This window comes from Shewanella sp. AC91-MNA-CIBAN-0169, from assembly GCF_040310165.1.
Taxonomy (GTDB): Bacteria; Pseudomonadota; Gammaproteobacteria; order Enterobacterales; family Shewanellaceae; genus Shewanella.
In genome coordinates this window covers 39,682-58,799 of record NZ_JBEOPM010000023.1, presented here as the reverse complement: position 1 = coordinate 58,799, position 19,118 = coordinate 39,682, and the positions used below count along the sequence as shown (strand labels likewise).

Here is a 19,118-nt window from a genome sequence, read left to right as displayed (position 1 = left end):
ACATCATTAATGGCTTAATAATAGACGACACAGATTACGATATGCTGTGTCGTCTAACATATCACTCCATACCAGCAATACTCTGTTCTCGCCCGTTTGAAGATGTTGTAAATAAATAATGCACATTAATGGACTAATAAACGGTTTTTTAGTGAGTGTTATTTTATTGAGACTTCCATTTTCACCTTGCAATAATGTACCAGCCCCCTTGTCACCTAAAGTAAGCAAACAACGCCAACTAGATACTCTGCGCCAGCTGTAAAAAAAAATGAAGATAATGGTAACGAATAACAACATTTGAATGGCGTGGTATATCAAGGAAGGATAATAAGGCCAAGCTAAAAAGCTCGTTAATACAACAGCAAACGATACCACTAAGGCACCACGCTGCAAAAATGAAGCACTCAATGCAAATTGTTGCATATGAGTGCTAGTACTGACCAATACATCAACAGGCGGGTTAAGGTGCTGCTCTTCCACGGACTTTGATTATCATATTGGCGAACAATGGATCTGAACATTGTTCATGGCCCATAAACCAAGCAAATAACTCCGGATCTTCACACTCTAATAAACGAATAAAAGTGTTTTTATCATCATCGCTCATGGCTTCGTATTGGGCTTCGACAAAGGGTTGAAACAATATATCTAATTCTAACATTCCGCGGCGGCATGCCCAGCGTACACGAGCTATATTCATTAATTCCAACACAAATCTCCTGATGTCTATATCACAAGCTAGCTTATACGGTTTTCAAAATCTTGTACTTGTAGATCTCGTCCTGCAAATAAATCACTAAAATCCGTTGCCAGTAATGATTTTACCGCCGGATGTTGGATCATTCGCTCAGCGAACATCACATGGTACTCTTCTTTAATATCGGTGGTTTCACCAAGTAACACCATACCTTGAGAGAGTATATCATGACGATAAATAGACGGTGCGACAAAAATTCCCTGATTAAAATAGCCGAATGCTTTCATCATTTCGGCATCGTCAAATTCACCCAAGATACTAACATTAAGACTTTTTTCAGCAAACCAACCGTGTAACTGTTGTCCTAATGATGTCCGCTTACCCGGTATGAGTAATTTACGCTGCTCAAGACAAGCGGGAAAAGGGACTGGAATCGCTTCAGCCGAGAAGAAACTGACACCACATTCACCAAGCTTTTTCGATAAAATTTCAGGGAATTTCAACGAGCCGCCAGCGCAATCAGATAAAATCATGTCAAGCTTATGCTCACGTAAACGCTCAATAAGGCTATCGTGGGTTGATTCATAACACGCCAAATGAACCGAACCATCATCTGGAATAACAGTTAACAACACTCTACTCACTAAAGCTTTAGATAAAGCATCGGCAATACCTACCTCAAACAGCAGTGAATCATCTTTTTGATAATTAAGTATATCGAGCATTTCATAGCTCAAGCTAAACATTTTATCGGCATAACGAAATACTAATTCGCCCAACTCTGTAGCAACTAAATTACGACCGACACGCTTAAATAACGAGCCTTTTAATCGCTCTTCTAATGCACGAATTTGCCCCGTTATGGTTTGCGGGGCCAAACACAATGCTTCAGCCGCTTTAGTCACTGAGCCTTTTTTTTGTACCATCCAAAAATAATATAAATGGTTATAATTTAAATGCTGCATATCAATCATTAACCTAACAAAATTTACTCACACTACTATAGCAAATAAACCGCTACTTCTATTGCTCATTAATCTATACCAATCAACGACAATATTAGTTCACCATAGATAGTTCACCATATTGATTAGCCAAGATTAGTCATAAAAAAACGCAGCCAAATGGCTGCGTTAAGTAAAGACGTAGTTACTGACTCCGTCGGCAATCCATCAAACTAGTGATCACTGACTCAAGCTCATCACTGTTATTGACATTGTTCAACGACACCTGCTCTGTGAGTGCTGATACAATTTCAGATTTCACCGGTATATGACTAGCGCAATAATTCAAATTCGCCGATTGATAACGTTTTCCTGCTCGGTATTTTAGTGCTCTTGACTCGTAATCGTTAGGATCTATTCTTTTCTTTGCCAAATCATCACGATACATTAGTGCACCATCTACCACACCTTCTAGATAACTTTGGCAAGTCGGTGAATCAGATGATTCTAAACAAACATTAAATGATTCAGCCGATACAGGAATAACAAAACTGGTCAGTAGTATTCCAAAGGTTAATTTATTCAATTTCATGATTTTACTCCATTTTCAGGCAGTACCTTGGCCAACCAAAAGTAGCCAATCACAGCCGCAAATAACGATCCTGTTAAAATACCTAGTCTTGCATAATCACCAAATGCAGCGGGTGAGTTCTCAAATGCTAACGAAGCAATAAACACCGACATGGTAAAGCCGATACCACACATAACAGCAACCGGTATGATATGCCTCCAACCAATCCCAGGTGGTAGTTCAGCTAACTTAAGTTTTACTGCTAAATAACTAAATAACAGCACCCCGATCGGCTTACCCAACAACAGACCCATGATGATACCTAGGGTGATAGGTTCAGCAAATGTATCAAATGACATATTAGTTAATGACAGACCAGCGTTGGCAAAAGCAAATACCGGCAGGATCATAAAGGTGCTCCAAGGGTGCAACTTATGCTCTAAATGCTCAGATGGCGAGGAACCATCTTTTGCTCTAAGTGGAATACAAAATGCAATAATTACTCCGGCCAATGTCGCATGTACTCCAGACTTCAATACTGCAACCCAAAGAATAAAACCGAGTAAACCGTAAGGCAGAATTGAACTGACTCCTTTCCTGTTCAGTGCGACCATCAGCACGATCGATACCGCGGCAATAACCAAACTAAGCATTGATAAATCAGTGCTGTAAAACAGAGCAATAATAACAATGACTCCTAGATCGTCAATAATTGCCAGTGCTAACAAAAACACTTTTAACGCCACGGGCACACGACTACCGAGCAGTGCCATAATACCTAGCGCAAAGGCGATATCAGTAGCAGCAGGAATAGCCCATCCGATCTGAGTTTCTGGGTTTGAGTAATTAAATGCTAAGTAAAATAATGCCGGAAACACCATGCCACCAATCGCAGCAAAGCTGGGCAATGATGCCTTAGCTACGCTCGATAGCGCACCTTCAAGTAATTCACGCTTTACTTCTAAACCGATTAATAAAAAGAATAATGCCATCAAGCCATCATTGATCCACAGTAAAAGCGGCTTATCGATATCAAGATCACCTACTCTAAGCTGCACTTCGGTGCCTAAGAAATCTTGATATACACCCGCTAACGGTGAATTGGCTAAAATCATCGCCAACGCGACGGCAACGATTAATAAAATGCCACCCGCAGACTCTTGGCTTAAGAAGTTCTTAATTGCTCGTTCCATATAACACTCCTAAAAAAACAATGGGATCAGTCTATCTGATATGTTCAAACAATAATAATCGATTGTTTCTTGATGTTAACTCGGCTTAACCGAGGTGTCGATCGTAAAGTTAGCTCTAAAAGTAAAAATAATTAATTGAACCTGCATTTCATTTGGCAATGATTTGCCGGCCTTGATTAGGTATAATCGATAAAAGCAAAAAAGGAATTGGGACCAATGAAACAGTATTTAGACCTGTGTAAACGCATTGTCGAAGAAGGCGAATGGGTTAATAATGCACGAACAAACAAAAAGTGCCTAACTGTCATTAATGCCGACTTAGTTTATGATGTTGGTAACAATCAATTCCCTTTGGTGACCACACGTAAAAGCTTTTGGAAGTCTGCCATAGCGGAGATCCTCGGTTATTTACGTGGCTACCAAAATGCGGCCGATTTTAGGGCATTAGGCACTAAAACATGGGACGCTAACGCCAATGAAAACCAAGCATGGCTAGATAACCCAAACCGTAAAGGGCCCGATGATATGGGACTGATATACGGAGCGTTAGGGCGTGCATTTCCAAAGCCTGATGGTGGTCATGTCGATTTACTGCAACAAATCGTCGATGATCTCAGTAACGGTATAGATAATCGTGGTGAAATTTTAACCTTCTTGCACCCTGGCGCATTTGACTTAGGCTGCTTACGACCATGTATGTACGAGCACCATTTTTCATTACTCGGTGATACTTTATACCTTAACAGCACACAACGCAGTTGTGATGTTCCACTAGGGTTAAACTTTAATATGGTACAAGTATATGTATTGCTTGCGTTAATGGCTCAGATTACTGGCCATAAACCGGGTAAGGCATACCATAAGATAGTCAATGCTCATATTTACGAAGATCAACTCGAACCAATGCGAGATGTTCAGCTCGCGCGTGAACCCTTTGCATCGCCTAAGTTAATCATCAATCCAAAGATTAACACCCTAAAAGACATCGAAACCTGGGTAACCTTGGATGACTTTAGCGTTGAAGACTATCAACATCACGATGCGATTAAGTATCCTTTCGCTGTGTAATAGCTGTTAGGTTAACTAAAAACGCCTTTGTTCAACTACTTGAACAAAGGCGTTTTTGTAATCATTTAGAACAATTTAGAATTAACTTAATAGTAGTTTTAGCCCTACCACAACAAGCAAACAAGCAAATATTTTTTTCAATACTGGTGTCGGCCAAGAACTCGCCGCTTTTACGCCAATAGGCGCACACAACATGGAACTAATGATAATGCCGATTAATGCCGGCAAATAAATAAACCCAACCGAGCCCTCGGGTAAATTGGGTACATCGAAACCTGCGATAATATAACCAATGGTACCGGATACTGCGATAAGCATCCCGGTTGCCGACGAAAACCCAACAGCTTGACGCATTTGCAAACCGCAATAACTTAAAAATGGCACCAGCAGAACCCCGCCACCAATGCCCATTAAACCAGCAATTAACGCTATCGCTGTCGATATCACCAGTAACACGGCAAAATTTGGCATACTGCCACCCGTTTTGACTTTAAACGGAAATGCCATTTGTACAGCCATTAACACCACAAAAATAGCAAAAGCCTGTTGCAAATCATCTGATGCAATTTGCTCAGACACAAAAGCTGATGCTAACGACCCTATTACGATACCCGGAAATATAGGCTTAAATAGCTCCCAAGGTATATTTCCACGTTTGTGATGCGCGGTGGCTGATGACATAGACGTTAAAATAATCGATGCCAGTGACGTAGCGATAGCGACATGAGTAATTTGGGTTGAACTGATACCTACTGAAGGTAAAATATACAATAGCGCAGGCACAATAATTAACCCACCACCAATACCTAACAGCCCAGCCAAAAATCCCACGACAGAACCTAAAACAAGGCAAATTAAAAATACCTGCAGTAAACTATCCACGATGACATCCTTAAAATGACGCTTGATTATGTTACGAACCACTAGGAAAATCATTTAAGGTTTTCCGAAGCAGATTCAATCGTACTGCTAATCGATGTTGATTAAATCTAAAAGGTTATGTTTTCGCAAGAAACTGGCTAACAAACCGCGAACCTGGTTTCCATTTGACTGTTGTAAAATAGATTCTAATAACTCAGTGAGCTCTTGCTTTGATACACGCCTGAGTAAAAAATTGATTCTGGCTAAGCTGCCTTGGTTCATACTAAGTTTGTTATAGCCCATTGCGACTAAAAGCAGTGCACCATAAGGTTCACCCGCAAGTTCACCACAAACACTCACATCTAAATCATACAATTTACACTCATCGACAGCTCGTTTAAGTGCCCTAAGAATACCTGGATGATAACTATCAAATAACGAACTCACACTCGGATTATTACGATCGACGGCCAGTAAATATTGCGTTAAATCGTTACTGCCCACCGACACGAAGTCGACCCGTTTTGCCACATCTTGCAATTGATACAACAATGCAGGAACTTCAAGCATAACGCCGACCTTCGGCCTCACTAAAATAGTCTTTAGTTCTTGGCTTAGTTCGGTAAACGCTTGCTCTAAATATTTTAATGTTTGATCTATCTCATCCAGATTACTCACCATTGGTAGTAATATTTGCAATTGATTGCCGTTTCCAGCAGCTTGTAGCATCGCGCGCAATTGCACTAAAAACAACTCAGGATGATCAAGCGATAAACGAATGCCACGCCACCCTAAAAATGGGTTATCTTCTTTAATTGGAAAATACGGTAACGGTTTGTCGCCGCCAACATCCAATGTACGCATGACAACAGGTCTATCACCAGCGGCACTCAATACCTGACGATATACATTGATTTGTTCACTCTCGCTCGGAAAGCGCTGATGGAGCATAAAGGGAATTTCAGTTCGATACAGCCCAATACCATCTGCGCATTCAGCAATTTCAGAAGCGATACCACTCAATAAACCTGCATTTAAATACAAATGGATCCGCTGACCATCAGTAGTCACTGATGGTAGGTTTAATTCGGCAGAAAATTGCTTTTGCTTTTCAACATCGGCATCAATCAGTAATTGGTACTCTTCAATCACTGCTGGCGATGGCGATACCAATAGCTGGCCACGATTCGCATTGAGGACTAATAGTTTTTGATCGATGTCGATTGATAACACATCATCAACGCCAACAATGGCAGGTACACCCAAGGCTCGCGCTAAAATAGCCGCATGAGCATTAACCCCACCACGCTCAGTGACAATACCAGCGAGCTTTTGCCGTGGAAACTCAGCCAATAAAGTGGCATCCACTTCTTTAGCGACTAAAATAACCGGTTTATCTGGCTCTAACTCTAACCGACCCGGTTCAATAAGCTGTCGAAGTAGTTTTTGCCCAAGCTCACGAATATCACTGGCGCGCTCTTTTAGATATGGATCTTCCATTTCTAAAAACTGTTTGATATAGCGCAATGACACTCGGCTTACCGCAGACTCAGCCTGCCAGCCTAAAGCGACTTCACGGGCATATTCACCACCAAGGCTAGAGTCGTCTAGCAATAATTGAAATGCGGTAAAGATAGAGGCCACATCAGCAGACTTTTCACGCTCAAAACGTTGCGATATAGACGACAACATGTCTTTACAACGCTGCATGGCCAACTTTAAGCGGTGAATTTCAACATCTATATCGAAGCAGCTGACCTCGGGTTGTTCCAGAGAAATAACACCGCCTAATACCAGGCCATGAGCAATCGCAATACCACTTGATGCATTAACACCACTGAAAACCACTTGCTGTTGCACATTAGTAACAGCCGCTTTGTGTTTCAAGCTGCGCACAACCACCGCCAACTGAGCGGCTAAGGTCATTAAAAATGCTTCTTCACTTTCGCTGAACTGACGGGCTTCTGGCTGTTGCACCACAATAACGCCCACAACCTGTTTTTGAAAAATAATCGGCACAGCCAAAAATGCACGATATTCTTCTTCTTCAGCTTCGGGAAATAATTTAAAACGAGGATGAATACGGGCATCGGCAAGATTAACGGCTTCTTCACGCTCAGCAACTAAGCCTACTAAACCTTGCGATAATGGCATGCTCACTCGGCCAACGGCAGATTGCTGTAAACCTTCGGTAGCGGATAACACTAGATGTTGTTGTTCAAGGATATAAATAGAACAGCAATGGGTAGCCATCGCTAATCGAGTTTGTGACACTAATATATTTAATGCACTTTCAAGGCTGCTGGCTCTGGCAACAGCTTGAGTGATATCCCTGAGCATATTTAACACTGTTTCAATCCTCTTTGAAATCAGTTAACTCCGTTGTTTGCTTCGTTTTTTACTAAACTCGCGCGTTTGCAGCGCTAATGTCGTCGATGCGAACTCTTTCATTACCTTTCTATATACGTCGCGCTTAAAAGACACAACCTGACGAACAGGATACCAATAACTCACCCAACGCCAATCATCAAACTCAGGATGACCAGAAGAATTCAAGTTAATAGTATTATCGTGACCTTTCAATTGTAGTAAAAACCATTTCTGTTTTTGGCCAATGCAAACAGGTTTGCTTTCTTGGCGTACCAAACGCTTGGGTAACCGATAACGTAACCAAGATCGAGTGGATGTTAAAATTTGAACATGCTCAGGTCTGAGTCCCACTTCTTCGTAAAGTTCGCGATACATGGCTTCTTCTACTGATTCGCCATCATCTAACCCACCTTGTGGAAACTGCCATGAATGTTGACCAAAACGTCTGGCCCACATAACTTGTCCAAATTTATTACAGATAATGATGCCCACATTTGCGCGAAAGCCGTCGCTATCAATCACATGGACTCCAAAAATAACAAATTTTATATCGTCTGATTGTTTCACAAAGCATGCCTATCGGCAAACCTCTATTTACTGTGGATAATTGAATAACAATGTTAATAAATCAAAATTATCAACAATTAAACCAAGCTACCCTGTGGATTATCCACAAAATCTGTGGATATCTCTGTTCGAAACTTTGCTAAAGCTTGATAACAGGCTAAAATTTAGTTGCACCCTTTCTAAGGTAAACTGCTTTTTATTATAATATACTGCAATATAATTAGTAACTTAAAAAAAATTATAAATTAACATTATAGCAAATCGCCGCTATCGTACAAAAAACAAACAACACCAATTAAGATAGCCAATCACTCATTTAGCAACTTAAGTTATACACAAATAACAAGGCTTATTTTAAATTAAACCGGCTAAAAAGCTGTTTTATTGCGTTGACTTGGTGTTTTTAATCAGTTAAAGACAGGTTTTATTACACTTATCCATTAAATCTGTGGATAAGTATGTGTGAAATGTAGGGGAAAAACGAGTGTAACTCGGGACAAGTATAATATAAAAACAACCACAACCTAAAAAAAACTTTTAAAACAACCAATTACAAAGGAATTCAATCAAATAACTTTAACCAACTAAAACATGGTCGTTTTTCAACCACATCGCAAATAACTAACTAAACTTGTTCTCGACGAATATTACTTGATAGCATAGCCTGTTGATTTTGATCGTCTATTCATTCTTTTTTCCAGAGGAAAATACTCATCCATGGCTAAATCATCGCCATTAAATATAAGCGAATTAATGCAAAGAGCGCACAATATGGCTGGCATTCGTTTAGCTGATATTGCGGCCGATAATGACATCATTGTACCAGCCGATTTACGCCGAGATAAAGGTTGGGTAGGCCAACTGATTGAATCTGAATTAGGCGCGCTGGCAGGATCAAAGCCTGAACAAGACTTTTTACATTTAGGAATTGAACTCAAAACGATCCCGATTGATCGCAAAGGCAAACCGCTTGAGACCACTTATGTCACCGTGGCACCGCTGACAAACATTCAGGGTATGACTTGGGAAAACAGTTTGGTTTATCATAAATTGCAGAGAGTGTTATGGGTTCCTATTGAAGGCGAACGTAGTATCCCAGTCGGTGATCGTCGTATAGGCACCCCCATATTGTGGCAACCGAATACGGCACAAGCCAGACAGTTGCAACAAGATTGGGAAGAGATAATGGAGTTAATTGCACTAGGTCAAGTTGATAAAATTACTGCACGTCATGGTGAAGTACTGCAATTACGTCCAAAAGCAGCTAATAGCAAAATACTCACCGAAAGCATCGCCGAAGACGGCAGCATTCAGTTATCTAATCCCAGAGGCTTTTACCTTAAAATTGATTTTACTCAACAGATATTAACCAATGCCTTTTCATAATCTGCCGTTGTTACATTGCTTGCTATCTAGGGTCTGTTGATCATTAACATCAATTTTTCAGTGGTACGTGGCAATGTTTTACAAAGCAGAGCTTACGACATCTCGTGATACAACATGAGTAAGCGATAACACACAGAAAAAAGCCAAAAATGCAGCTCAAACGAACCAGCTAAAAGGTGTTTTTAATCTTTATCGAATAAATTGGTGACAAACCGTTAGCCTAATTGAAAACTTCGTCTCTAATATTTATGCCGCCTAGTTAAATAACAAGCCGTTTATCTCGAACAAATTTCAGCCACTAAAGTTCAACAAGCCCTAGTAATGTTGAAAAAACTTTGCGTTAGTGCACATATTTCTTCACTTCTATTGATCTAAATCACAAATAAACTATCACATGTAAGCAAATTTTCTATAGACTACCCCCCTTATATACTAAGTCATTTGGGCAACCACATCCTCCGTGAAAGCACGCCGTCAAACTCAAAAATTATTGTTCGCTATTTTTGCCTGGTGTGTAGCAATGGCTTCTTTCGTTTTTTTTCGCTACTCACAGTCATCGCAACTGCCTGAATGGGCTGTTGGCAATGCCGATCTCGCCACGCTTGCCATAATGATGGGTGTTGTATTTGGCGGCTTGCATTGGATGTCCAATCTCATTGCAGATTTTAGCGCCATCAGCCGTTTACCTTATTTATTTTCAGTGGTGTTTAAAGGATTGTTTTTGCTCCTTGGGGCAACAACCTTGGCGTATGTGACACAATTTTTAAACATGTGGGCCATAGAGAACCACATGGTGACATTACGACAAATGCTCACAGTACAGATTATTTATAGCCCATCGTTTCAGGCATTAGTGGTTTATCTTGTTGTGGTAAGGGTCAGCTTAGCTTTTATCGAACAAATGTCACTGTTGGTTGGCCCTAAAGTCTTGCTCAATATAGGCCTTGGCAAATACCACAAACCACGTTACGAGCAACAATTATTCTTATTTATCGATATGGTCTCATCAACAGCTCATGCAGAAACCTTAGGTGATTATCGCTTTAGCCGCCTAATTCAAGATAGCTTTAGCATGTTAGCGGACACAGTAACCGATAATGAAGCTGAAATTTATCGTTACATGGGTGATGCCGTACTTATCCACTGGCCATTAGAGCAAGGTATTAAACAAGACCGTTGTATGAATATCTATTTCGAATTTTGCCAGCAATTGCAGTGGCAAAGGCAATATTTTGAACAACAATATGGTTTTGTGCCAAAATTCAAGGCTGCAGCGCATTGTGGCCAAGTTGTAGCTGCGGTAGTCGGCGTACATAAACAAGAGATTAGTTTTTTCAGTGATGTATTAAATACCTTGGCACGGCTACAAGACCAATGTAATCCGCTCGGTCAACGAATGTTGCTATCTGGAGATGTTGTGCATCGACTTGAGCAGCAAAATAGTCAATATGACCTGACTGATTTAGGCCCAATCATGCTTAAAGGTAAAAAACATCCGACTGAAGTGTATGGCGTTGCACCGATAAAACTGACCAACGCCTAAAACTGAGGTTAATTGAGTTTAGTTAAGCTCAATTTCAATCATAAACATGCCTGAAACGCACAGTGCTACGCGACAGATAACAATAAGGCTATTGACGCTTCATTAGCCTTATTAACGACACAAATCGCACCTTTGATATTGCTAACCGGAAATAAACCATTTTATCGATTCATCCCATCTCTCATTTATCCCAAGTTGCGGTTAACCTGGTAACGATTGTGCTAGCAGCTTTTGTTGAATCGCTAAGCCTAAGGTTCTAAACGTTGAAATACGGCTGGTAGTTTGACGCCAAACTAAGCCAATATCACGATAAGGAGCTTCACCCGGCGGATCCATTGCAACAAGATCAGTATCAGTTAAAATACCGGTATCAATGGCCATTTGGGGTAAAAATGTGGTGCCTAATTTACTGTTTACCATCTGCACCAAGGTATGCAAACTGGTTGCAGCAAATGGATTGATTTTGGCACTATCACCCAATTGGCATGCTGTTATCGCGTGACCGGTAATGCAATGTTCAGCTTGGAGTAAAAAGATGCTTTCGTCTGGCATTTTTTGATAGTCAATGGGTTGCAAAAATTGTTGCGATACCTCTTTATGCATCACCATTTTAAACGGATCGATGCCGACTTTCATGCTATGAAAACCACTGGTGTCGACAGGTAACGCTAATATTAATAAATCCAACTCACCTTTTGCTAAGGCATCTAATAGACGCTCGGTCGTGTCTTCTTTTAATAACAAACTGAGTTTGGGGTAGTCTTGCTGGCATAACTTAACGACTCGGCTAAGTAAGAAAGGCGCGATAGTGGGAATACAGCCTAAACGAATTTCTCCGGTCATCGGTTCGCCTTGATTTTTCACTAATTCAACTAAGTCATCAACATTAGTTAAAATATTTCGAGCACGCTCAACCACTTCTTCACCGATAGCGGTAAACATAAATGATTTATGATCACGTTCAATCAACTGATAACCCAGTTGTTCTTCAAGGTTTTGGATACCACTAGATAAAGTCGATTGACTCACAAAGCACATCTTAGCAGCACGATTAAAATTTTGCTCTTGATGTAAATGAACCAAATAATAAAGGTTCTTGAGGCTAGGAAGATTTTTCATATAAACGATTACCCTTATCCATATTAATTCAAATAATGAATTAATTTAGCCAAAATAACAAGACACTGATGGTCAATATTGAACAAACGGCCATAAAAAATGCCTCTTCAATAAAGAGGCATTTCAACAAACCGATTGTAGGCACTAATGTAGATGTTAATCTAAACTGATTATGCTGCCTACTCTACTCGTAATTACGCTTTCGCTTCTAAGTAAACTTTCAGTTGTTGTAAATCTTGTGCAGCATGCGCAACGATTTCAGCAAGCCATACTTTATGTTCTGTTTCCCATTTAGCTTCTTCACCGTGTTGTAGTAACTGTGAAAATTGCTGAATGCGTTTAAGGCCAACAGATCCTGCTGCACCTTTAAATTTATGAGCTTCTGCACATAACGTTTCTTTATCATTTGCATCGCCAGCTTTCACTAGGCTACTGACATACTCAGGCATTAACTGCTCGAATAACACTACGCTTTTCAATAACGTTCCAGCACCAATGGCACTGATATATTGCTCAAGCGTATTGAGATCCAATATTGAGTCTAACTGCGTTGTGGCCATAAAGGCACCTCTATCAAAATCTAACTCTATAAAATTACAAATATGATACCGAGTAAAATACCCTATGCAAGGCTTGCTAATATTTAGCCGCTATTTAATGGTAAAAAATCACATTTTTACAACATAACTACTCAACTGGTATTACCAATGTTTAAAAAACACTCACTTTGGTAATGTTTCGTCCAATTTATAACTAATAATAGCGATTAGTCTGATACATCTTCACAAAACCTAGCGCTATCTTTACTTTGTCCATATTCAACAGAGACATAATATATCTGCCTAAATACACCACACTAGGCCGTTTTACTTTGGCTAAACATTAATGCACTGCCTTGGCCACCGTATTCTTTAAGCTCATCCACAATGGCCACTAGTCCATCCCATCTAAATGCGCACCAATCAGGGGCGAGTAACATTGGTTTTTTGGCATAGGCGGTTACGCGGTGAAAGATAATCTCTTTTGGGGTGTGGCGGATAAGTTTTGCCGCCTCATAGGCATACTCTTCAAGACTTATTAGCGGCATAGGATGATAGCGCCATTGTTTCGCCATAATACTGCCTTCTACAATATGCAAAGGGTGCAGTTTTAGTCCGTCAACGCCAATTCCTAATACGGTTTGTAAACTATTAAAATAATCAGCAGATGTTTCACCCGGCAGCCCTAATATTAGATGGGTACACACCTTAATGCCTTTAGCGCGAGCCTTTTTAACTGTCTGACGATACTCACACAATTGGTGACCACGATTAATCCGTTTTAACGTGTGATTATTGGCCGTTTGTAGGCCAAGTTCCAACCACACCTCAATACCTCTTTGTTGATACTCAACGAGTAAATCAAGTACTTCATCGGGTACACAGTCAGGACGAGTACCTATATGAAGCCCGACAATATCGGCATCTTCAAGTGCTTGATCATACTTTTGCTTTAGCACTTTATACTCGTCGTAAGTACTGGTATAAGCTTGAAAATAAGCGATGTATTTAGCGGTAGGAATAGAATTAATATCCGCAGAGGTAGTACATTTTTTTGCAGATTGGGCGCGTACTTTACCTTCGGTTAACTGCATCGCAATCGGCTGTTCTCTACCTTGTTCGCCACTAAATGAAACAACATTACAAAAAGTACAACCGCCTACCCCTAACGTGCCATCTCGATTGGGACAGGTAAATTGGCCATCAATAGTTAATTTTTTTACTCTTTGGCCATATAAATGTTTGCAATGTGCCCCAAACGTATTAACGTAATCATCTAAACCCACAACTTACTCTCATCATCATTCCAAAGTTCGCCAGTGTAGTCAGACGGTAAACATCTGTCTTGGTGCTAAATCAATAAATGCTCTATCAATTCAAGCGCTCGCTAAAGTTGTGCACAAACTCAAAAAACGTTTAAAACAATTTAAGTAATTTATACATCACCTAAAATGAATATTTAGTCATTTAGAATAATTTTTTACCCAAAGACTGTATTTGAAATAAAATTCACTATTTTTATTTCAAAAATAATTCCCTGTTGTTGTTGCAAAAAGGTAAACAATTGTTTGAATATTTTCTAAAATTCTTTTTATTCAGAACGTTATAGGTGATATATCACAGTTTACGTTAACGTAAGGTTGGTGGCTTATAACGTTTTTTTAGTAATAATATTTCAGTTTGTTGCATTTTTTTGGTTTGACCTTTATTCATTCTCAGTTTAATTTGAATGGTTCGGGTGCATATCTATGGATATTCTTCAAATTTACCCCGAGTCGTATCAAGTAGAGGTTTAGGGGGTTTTTTGTATGAGCTTGTATCATCCCAGTTTTGAGCGTGACAATTGCGGATTTGGTTTGATTGCACAAATGGACGGCGACGCGAGTCACCGCATTGTGCGTACCGCGATTCATGGTCTCGATCGAATGAAGCATCGTGGTGGTATTGCAGCTGACGGACGCACAGGTGATGGCTGTGGTTTATTAATGCAAATGCCTACAGATTTTTTTGAAGCTATTGCGGCAGAAAACGATTGGCATTTAAGCCGAAAGTTTGCCGTAGGTATGCTATTTCTCAGCCAAGATGAGCAACGCGCTGATGAAGCGAAGTTTATCTTAGAAAAAGAACTACAACGAGAAACACTCAGTGTCGCTGGCTGGCGTAAAGTACCGATTAATCCGGATGTCTTGGGGGAGATTGGCCGGGAAAGCTTGCCACAAATTTATCAAGTATTGATCAACGCGCCGGTAGGCTGGCGGGAAAAAGATCTTGAGCGTCGCCTATATATGGCTCGTCGCCGTCTTGAACAACAGATCACCGATGACAAAGACTTTTATGTCGCCAGCCTTTCTGGACAAGTCATTGTCTATAAAGGCTTAATGATGCCAGCAGATCTGCCATCATTTTATACCGACCTAGCAGATATTCGTTTGAAAAGTGCGATTTGCTTATTCCACCAGCGCTTTTCAACTAACACATCGCCAAAGTGGCCATTAGCTCAACCGTTTCGATACCTCGCTCATAACGGCGAAATCAATACCATTACCGGTAACCGCCAATGGGCAAGAGCGCGCGCCTATAAGTTTAATTCGCCTTTACTACCAGATTTACAACAAGCCGCCCCTTTTGTTAACGAAACAGGTTCAGACTCGTCTTCTTTAGACAATATGCTTGAAATGTTGTTATCTGGAGGGATGGATTTATATCGAGCCATGCGCTTGCTTATTCCACCTGCATGGCAATCAAATCCTGAAATGGATGACGAGTTAAAAGCCTTTTATGATTTTAACTCAATGCACATGGAGCCGTGGGACGGCCCTGCAGGCATTGTAATGACCAATGGTCGCCATGCTGCCTGTGCGGTAGATCGTAACGGTCTACGCCCTTCTCGTTACGTTATAACCAAGGATCGTATCCTCACCTTAGCGTCTGAAGTCGGTATTTGGGATTATTCCGCCGATGAAGTGATTGAAAAAGGCCGCGTTGGGCCCGGTGAGTTACTAGTACTAGATACCTTGAATGGTCGTTTGTATCATTCATTTGAAATTGATAATGACTTAAAGCGTCGCCATCCTTACAAAGAGTGGATGGCTAAAAACAGTCAGACATTGATCCCTGCTGAGGATATGGCTCCAACCAAACAAGGTTCAAGTGGTTTTGATAGTAAAACATTACTGCAATATCAAAAACAGTTTGGTTTTACCCGTGAAGAATTAGAACAAGTTATTTGGGTACTTGCGAGCAAAGGTGAAGAAGCCATTGGCTCAATGGGTGATGATACGCCTATGGCAGTATTGTCGAAAAAGTCGCGTTCACTATACGACTATTTCCGTCAAAAATTTGCTCAGGTAACCAACCCGCCTATTGATCCATTACGTGAAAAACACGTGATGTCGTTAGCCACTTGCGTCGGTCGCGAGCAAAATCTATTTAGCGAAACCACCGGTAATGCTTACCGAGTGATGTTCAATTCACCGATTTTGTTATTCAGTGATTTTAATCAGTTACTGGGATTAGACAGCACTAACTATCGCGCCAACACAGTTGATTTAAACTATGATGCCAATGAAACACTAGAGCAGGCTATTCGCCGTATTACCGACGAAGCTGAACGCTTAGCTCGCAGCGGCACAACATTGTTAGTATTGTCTGACCGTGCAGTAGCGAAAAGTGCTCAAGTTATCCCTGCCGCTATGGCTGTGGGTTCTGTGCAAACTCGATTAGTCGATAAAAGCCTACGTTGCGACACTAACATTATTGTTGAAACCGCTTCAGCACGCGATCCGCATCATTTTGCGGTATTAATTGGTTTTGGTGCCACGGCTATCTACCCTTACCTCGCCTATGAATCTATTTCAGCGATGGCAAAACTGCATCAAGTCGATGATGTAACCCATTTAATGCTTAACTTCCGTTACGGCATTGAAAAAGGCTTACGTAAAATCATGTCTAAAATGGGCATTAGTACCGTAGGTTCATATCGTTGTAGCCAACAATTTGAAGCTGTGGGTTTAGCCAGTGATGTGATTGAGTTATGTTTTAAAGGCGTGATAAGCCGTATTGAAGGTGTCAGTTTTAACCATATTGCCGATGACCAGAAAATACTCCATACCGCCGCCTATCGAGCCCATGTACCGTTACCACAAGGTGGTTTATTAAAGTACGTTGAAGGTGGTGAATATCACTGCTTTAATCCAGACGTGGTGAATACCTTACAAGCATCATTAAAAGACAAAAACTACGCTGAGTACAAAAAGTTTACTCACTTAGTTGATGATCGCCCAGTGGCCACTTTACGTGATTTAATTGGTATTAAAGGTCAACTTAACGCCATTGAAATAGACACGGTAGAAGGCGCTGAAAAGCTTTACTCTCGCTTTGATAGCGCAGCCATGAGTATCGGTGCATTAAGCCCTGAAGCTCATGAAGCGTTAGCGGTTGCGATGAACCGTCTTGGTGGACGCTCAAACTCAGGTGAAGGTGGCGAAGATGCACGTCGTTTCAATAGCGAACGTAACTCGGCCATCAAACAAATTGCATCGGGTCGCTTTGGCGTTACTGCACATTACTTAGTTAACGCTGATGTACTGCAAATTAAAGTAGCTCAAGGTGCAAAACCGGGTGAAGGTGGGCAATTACCTGGCCATAAAGTTAGCGTTGAAATCGCAGGACTTCGTCATGCTCGTCCTGGTGTGACCTTGATTTCACCGCCGCCGCACCACGATATTTACTCAATTGAAGATTTAGCTCAGCTGATTTTCGATTTAAAACAAATCAATCCAAAAGCCTTAGTGTCGGTCAAGCTAGTATCAGAACCCGGTGTTGGCACCATTGCAACCGGTGTTGCAAAAGCCTATGCCGATATGATCACCATATCAGGTTACGACGGTGGCACTGGCGCAAGCCCTATCACCTCGGTGAAATACGCCGGTTCTCCTTGGGAGCTTGGTTTAGCGGAAGTGCATCAGTCGCTAGTAGAAAATGGTTTACGTCATAAAATCCGTCTGCAAGTAGATGGCGGGTTAAAAACCGGTACCGATGTTATTAAAGCAGCCTTATTAGGTGCCGAAAGCTTTGGCTTTGGTACAGTGCCGATGATTGCGCTTGGGTGTAAATACTTACGTATTTGTCATCTTAATAACTGTGCAACAGGTGTCGCAACCCAAGATAAAAACTTACGCGAAAACCATTATCACGGCTTACCAGAACGTGTCATGACCTACTTTGAATTTGTGGCTCAAGAAGTGCGTGAATGGATGGCTGCATTAGGGGTAACTCAGTTCGAAGATTTAGTCGGACGAAGCGACTGGTTATATACACTTGAAGGCCAAACAGACAAGCAACGTGGTCTTGACCTTGCGCCAATTTTATATAAACCCAAAGTGCAGGCAAACTCGTCACTCACATGGAAAGAAATTAACCCTCCATCTGATATTGGCAAGTTAAACCAAACATTGGTTGCAGATTGCAGTGCTGCAGTTGATGCGGGTGAACCGTATTCAGGTCAATATGCAATCAACAATACCGACCGTTCAGTTGGCGCGGCATTATCTGGTTATATTGCAACTAAAATTGGTGTCGCAGGCGCAAAACAACCAATCAAACTTGGCTTTAGCGGTAGTGCTGGCCAAAGCTTTGGCGTATGGAATAGCCCTGGCCTTGAACTTAAGCTGTGCGGCGATGCTAATGATTATGTCGGCAAAGGTATGTCTGGCGGTAAGATCGTTATTCACCCACCTATTGGTAGCCCGTTCCAAAGTGAACGCAGTGCTATTATGGGGAACACCTGTTTGTATGGTGCTACTGGCGGCAAACTGTTTGCCGCAGGTCAAGCGGGTGAGCGTTTTGCTGTGCGTAACTCAGGGGCCATCGCGGTCGTTGAAGGAACGGGTGACAATGGTTGCGAATACATGACCAGTGGTATCGTGGTTATCCTAGGCAAAACGGGGGTCAACTTTGGTGCGGGGATGACTGGCGGATTTGCCTATGTATTTGATCAGTTTGGTCGCTTTAATCGCCGAGTAAACACCGAAATGGTCGATACTCAAAAATTAGAATCGACCATCCACCAGCAACACTTAAAAGGCCTGATTGAAACTCACTATGCTGAAACCGGCAGTGAACATGCTCATATGATTTTAAGTGATTTTGAAAACTGGTTGGATTGTTTCGTATTAGTTAAACCAAAGAATATTGCCGTTGCTGACCTGCTAAAAATTGAGCAGAAGAGTCCGGAATTAGTAGTAAAGGCAGGGTAATTA

At 41.2% G+C, this 19,118-nt stretch carries 15 protein-coding genes; 4 read left to right on the top strand and 11 right to left on the bottom strand.

Going from position 1 to position 19,118, the window contains the following annotated elements:
• Positions 1-6 precede the first annotated feature (6 nt).
• From AAEY98_RS17460 to nhaA, 5 genes are all read right to left on the bottom strand, one after another.
• On the bottom strand, positions 7-480 hold the full coding sequence (locus tag AAEY98_RS17460; RefSeq protein ID WP_101086344.1) for a protein YgfX: 474 nt from the start codon (positions 478-480) through the stop codon (positions 7-9).
• Entirely contained in the window at positions 461-709 is a 249-nt protein-coding gene (locus tag AAEY98_RS17455) for an FAD assembly factor SdhE (protein ID WP_192114398.1), read from the bottom strand. The genes AAEY98_RS17460 and AAEY98_RS17455 overlap by 20 nt, the downstream gene beginning before the upstream one ends.
• Positions 710-738: 29 nt before the next feature.
• A complete protein-coding gene (gene nhaR, locus AAEY98_RS17450) occupies positions 739-1,662 on the bottom strand; it encodes a transcriptional activator NhaR (protein WP_351018473.1) in 924 nt (307 codons plus the stop codon).
• A gap of 184 nt (positions 1,663-1,846) precedes the next feature.
• A complete protein-coding gene (locus AAEY98_RS17445) occupies positions 1,847-2,233 on the bottom strand; it encodes a hypothetical protein (RefSeq protein ID WP_101086342.1) in 387 nt (128 codons plus the stop codon).
• The gene (gene nhaA, locus AAEY98_RS17440) at positions 2,230-3,405 is read right to left on the bottom strand and encodes a Na+/H+ antiporter NhaA (RefSeq protein ID WP_101086341.1); all 1,176 of its coding nucleotides are present in this window, start codon (positions 3,403-3,405) and stop codon (positions 2,230-2,232) included. Before nhaA ends, AAEY98_RS17445 begins: the two co-directional genes overlap by 4 nt.
• Before the next feature lie 216 nt (positions 3,406-3,621).
• On the opposite strand from nhaA, the gene AAEY98_RS17435 reads away from it, so the two are divergent.
• Positions 3,622-4,473 (top strand): thymidylate synthase, encoded by an 852-nt coding sequence (locus AAEY98_RS17435; RefSeq protein WP_351018470.1) that lies wholly within the window; start codon positions 3,622-3,624, stop codon positions 4,471-4,473.
• A gap of 81 nt (positions 4,474-4,554) precedes the next feature.
• Here AAEY98_RS17435 and AAEY98_RS17430 read toward each other — a convergent pair whose 3' ends face one another.
• The 3 genes from AAEY98_RS17430 to rppH form a co-directional block, all read right to left on the bottom strand.
• Positions 4,555-5,355 carry a sulfite exporter TauE/SafE family protein gene (locus AAEY98_RS17430; RefSeq protein WP_101086339.1) on the bottom strand — a complete coding sequence of 267 codons (801 nt, stop codon included), beginning with the start codon at positions 5,353-5,355 and terminating at the stop codon, positions 4,555-4,557.
• A gap of 87 nt (positions 5,356-5,442) precedes the next feature.
• On the bottom strand, positions 5,443-7,683 hold the full coding sequence (gene ptsP, locus AAEY98_RS17425) for a phosphoenolpyruvate--protein phosphotransferase (protein ID WP_351018467.1): 2,241 nt from the start codon (positions 7,681-7,683) through the stop codon (positions 5,443-5,445).
• Between the two features lie 24 nt (positions 7,684-7,707).
• The gene (gene rppH / locus AAEY98_RS17420; protein WP_011638393.1) at positions 7,708-8,226 is read right to left on the bottom strand and encodes an RNA pyrophosphohydrolase; all 519 of its coding nucleotides are present in this window, start codon (positions 8,224-8,226) and stop codon (positions 7,708-7,710) included.
• 762 nt (positions 8,227-8,988) lie between these two features.
• Between rppH and mutH the strand changes: the two genes are divergently transcribed.
• Complete coding sequence (gene mutH / locus AAEY98_RS17415) at positions 8,989-9,657, top strand: DNA mismatch repair endonuclease MutH (RefSeq protein ID WP_101086337.1); 669 nt, start codon at positions 8,989-8,991, stop codon at positions 9,655-9,657.
• A gap of 520 nt (positions 9,658-10,177) precedes the next feature.
• Positions 10,178-11,200 (top strand): adenylate/guanylate cyclase domain-containing protein, encoded by a 1,023-nt coding sequence (locus AAEY98_RS17410; protein WP_220487333.1) that lies wholly within the window; start codon positions 10,178-10,180, stop codon positions 11,198-11,200.
• A gap of 201 nt (positions 11,201-11,401) precedes the next feature.
• Here AAEY98_RS17410 and oxyR read toward each other — a convergent pair whose 3' ends face one another.
• The 3 genes from oxyR to mnmL all read right to left on the bottom strand — a co-directional run bounded on the left by oxyR (position 11,402) and on the right by mnmL (position 14,144).
• The gene (gene oxyR, locus AAEY98_RS17405) at positions 11,402-12,319 is read right to left on the bottom strand and encodes a hydrogen peroxide-inducible genes transcriptional activator OxyR (protein WP_101086335.1); all 918 of its coding nucleotides are present in this window, start codon (positions 12,317-12,319) and stop codon (positions 11,402-11,404) included.
• Positions 12,320-12,513: 194 nt separating this feature from the next.
• Positions 12,514-12,879, bottom strand: a complete 366-nt coding sequence (locus AAEY98_RS17400; RefSeq protein ID WP_101088857.1) for an Hpt domain-containing protein — start codon at positions 12,877-12,879, stop codon at positions 12,514-12,516.
• Positions 12,880-13,175: 296 nt separating this feature from the next.
• Complete coding sequence (mnmL, locus tag AAEY98_RS17395) at positions 13,176-14,144, bottom strand: tRNA modification radical SAM protein MnmL/YtqA (protein ID WP_101088856.1); 969 nt, start codon at positions 14,142-14,144, stop codon at positions 13,176-13,178.
• A 522-nt stretch (positions 14,145-14,666) separates the two neighbouring features.
• Here mnmL and gltB point away from each other — a divergent pair.
• Positions 14,667-19,115: a glutamate synthase large subunit gene (gene gltB / locus AAEY98_RS17390; protein ID WP_101088855.1), complete on the top strand. Its 4,449-nt coding sequence runs from the start codon at positions 14,667-14,669 to the stop codon at positions 19,113-19,115.
• The last annotated feature ends 3 nt before the right edge of the window (positions 19,116-19,118 follow it).

Excerpts from the sequence above, each read along its gene's own strand:
- nhaR (WP_351018473.1), bottom strand. The coding sequence starts at position 1,662 with ATGCAGCATTTAAATTATAACCATTTATATTATTTTTGGATGGTACAA.
- AAEY98_RS17445 (WP_101086342.1), bottom strand. The coding sequence starts at position 2,233 with ATGAAATTGAATAAATTAACCTTTGGAATACTACTGACCAGTTTTGTT.
- gltB (WP_101088855.1), top strand. The coding sequence starts at position 14,667 with ATGAGCTTGTATCATCCCAGTTTTGAGCGTGACAATTGCGGATTTGGT.
- AAEY98_RS17410 (WP_220487333.1), top strand. The coding sequence starts at position 10,178 with ATGGCTTCTTTCGTTTTTTTTCGCTACTCACAGTCATCGCAACTGCCT.
- oxyR (WP_101086335.1), bottom strand. The coding sequence starts at position 12,319 with ATGAAAAATCTTCCTAGCCTCAAGAACCTTTATTATTTGGTTCATTTA.
- AAEY98_RS17435 (WP_351018470.1), top strand. The coding sequence starts at position 3,622 with ATGAAACAGTATTTAGACCTGTGTAAACGCATTGTCGAAGAAGGCGAA.
- nhaA (WP_101086341.1), bottom strand. The coding sequence starts at position 3,405 with ATGGAACGAGCAATTAAGAACTTCTTAAGCCAAGAGTCTGCGGGTGGC.
- AAEY98_RS17400 (WP_101088857.1), bottom strand. The coding sequence starts at position 12,879 with ATGGCCACAACGCAGTTAGACTCAATATTGGATCTCAATACGCTTGAG.
- mutH (WP_101086337.1), top strand. The coding sequence starts at position 8,989 with ATGGCTAAATCATCGCCATTAAATATAAGCGAATTAATGCAAAGAGCG.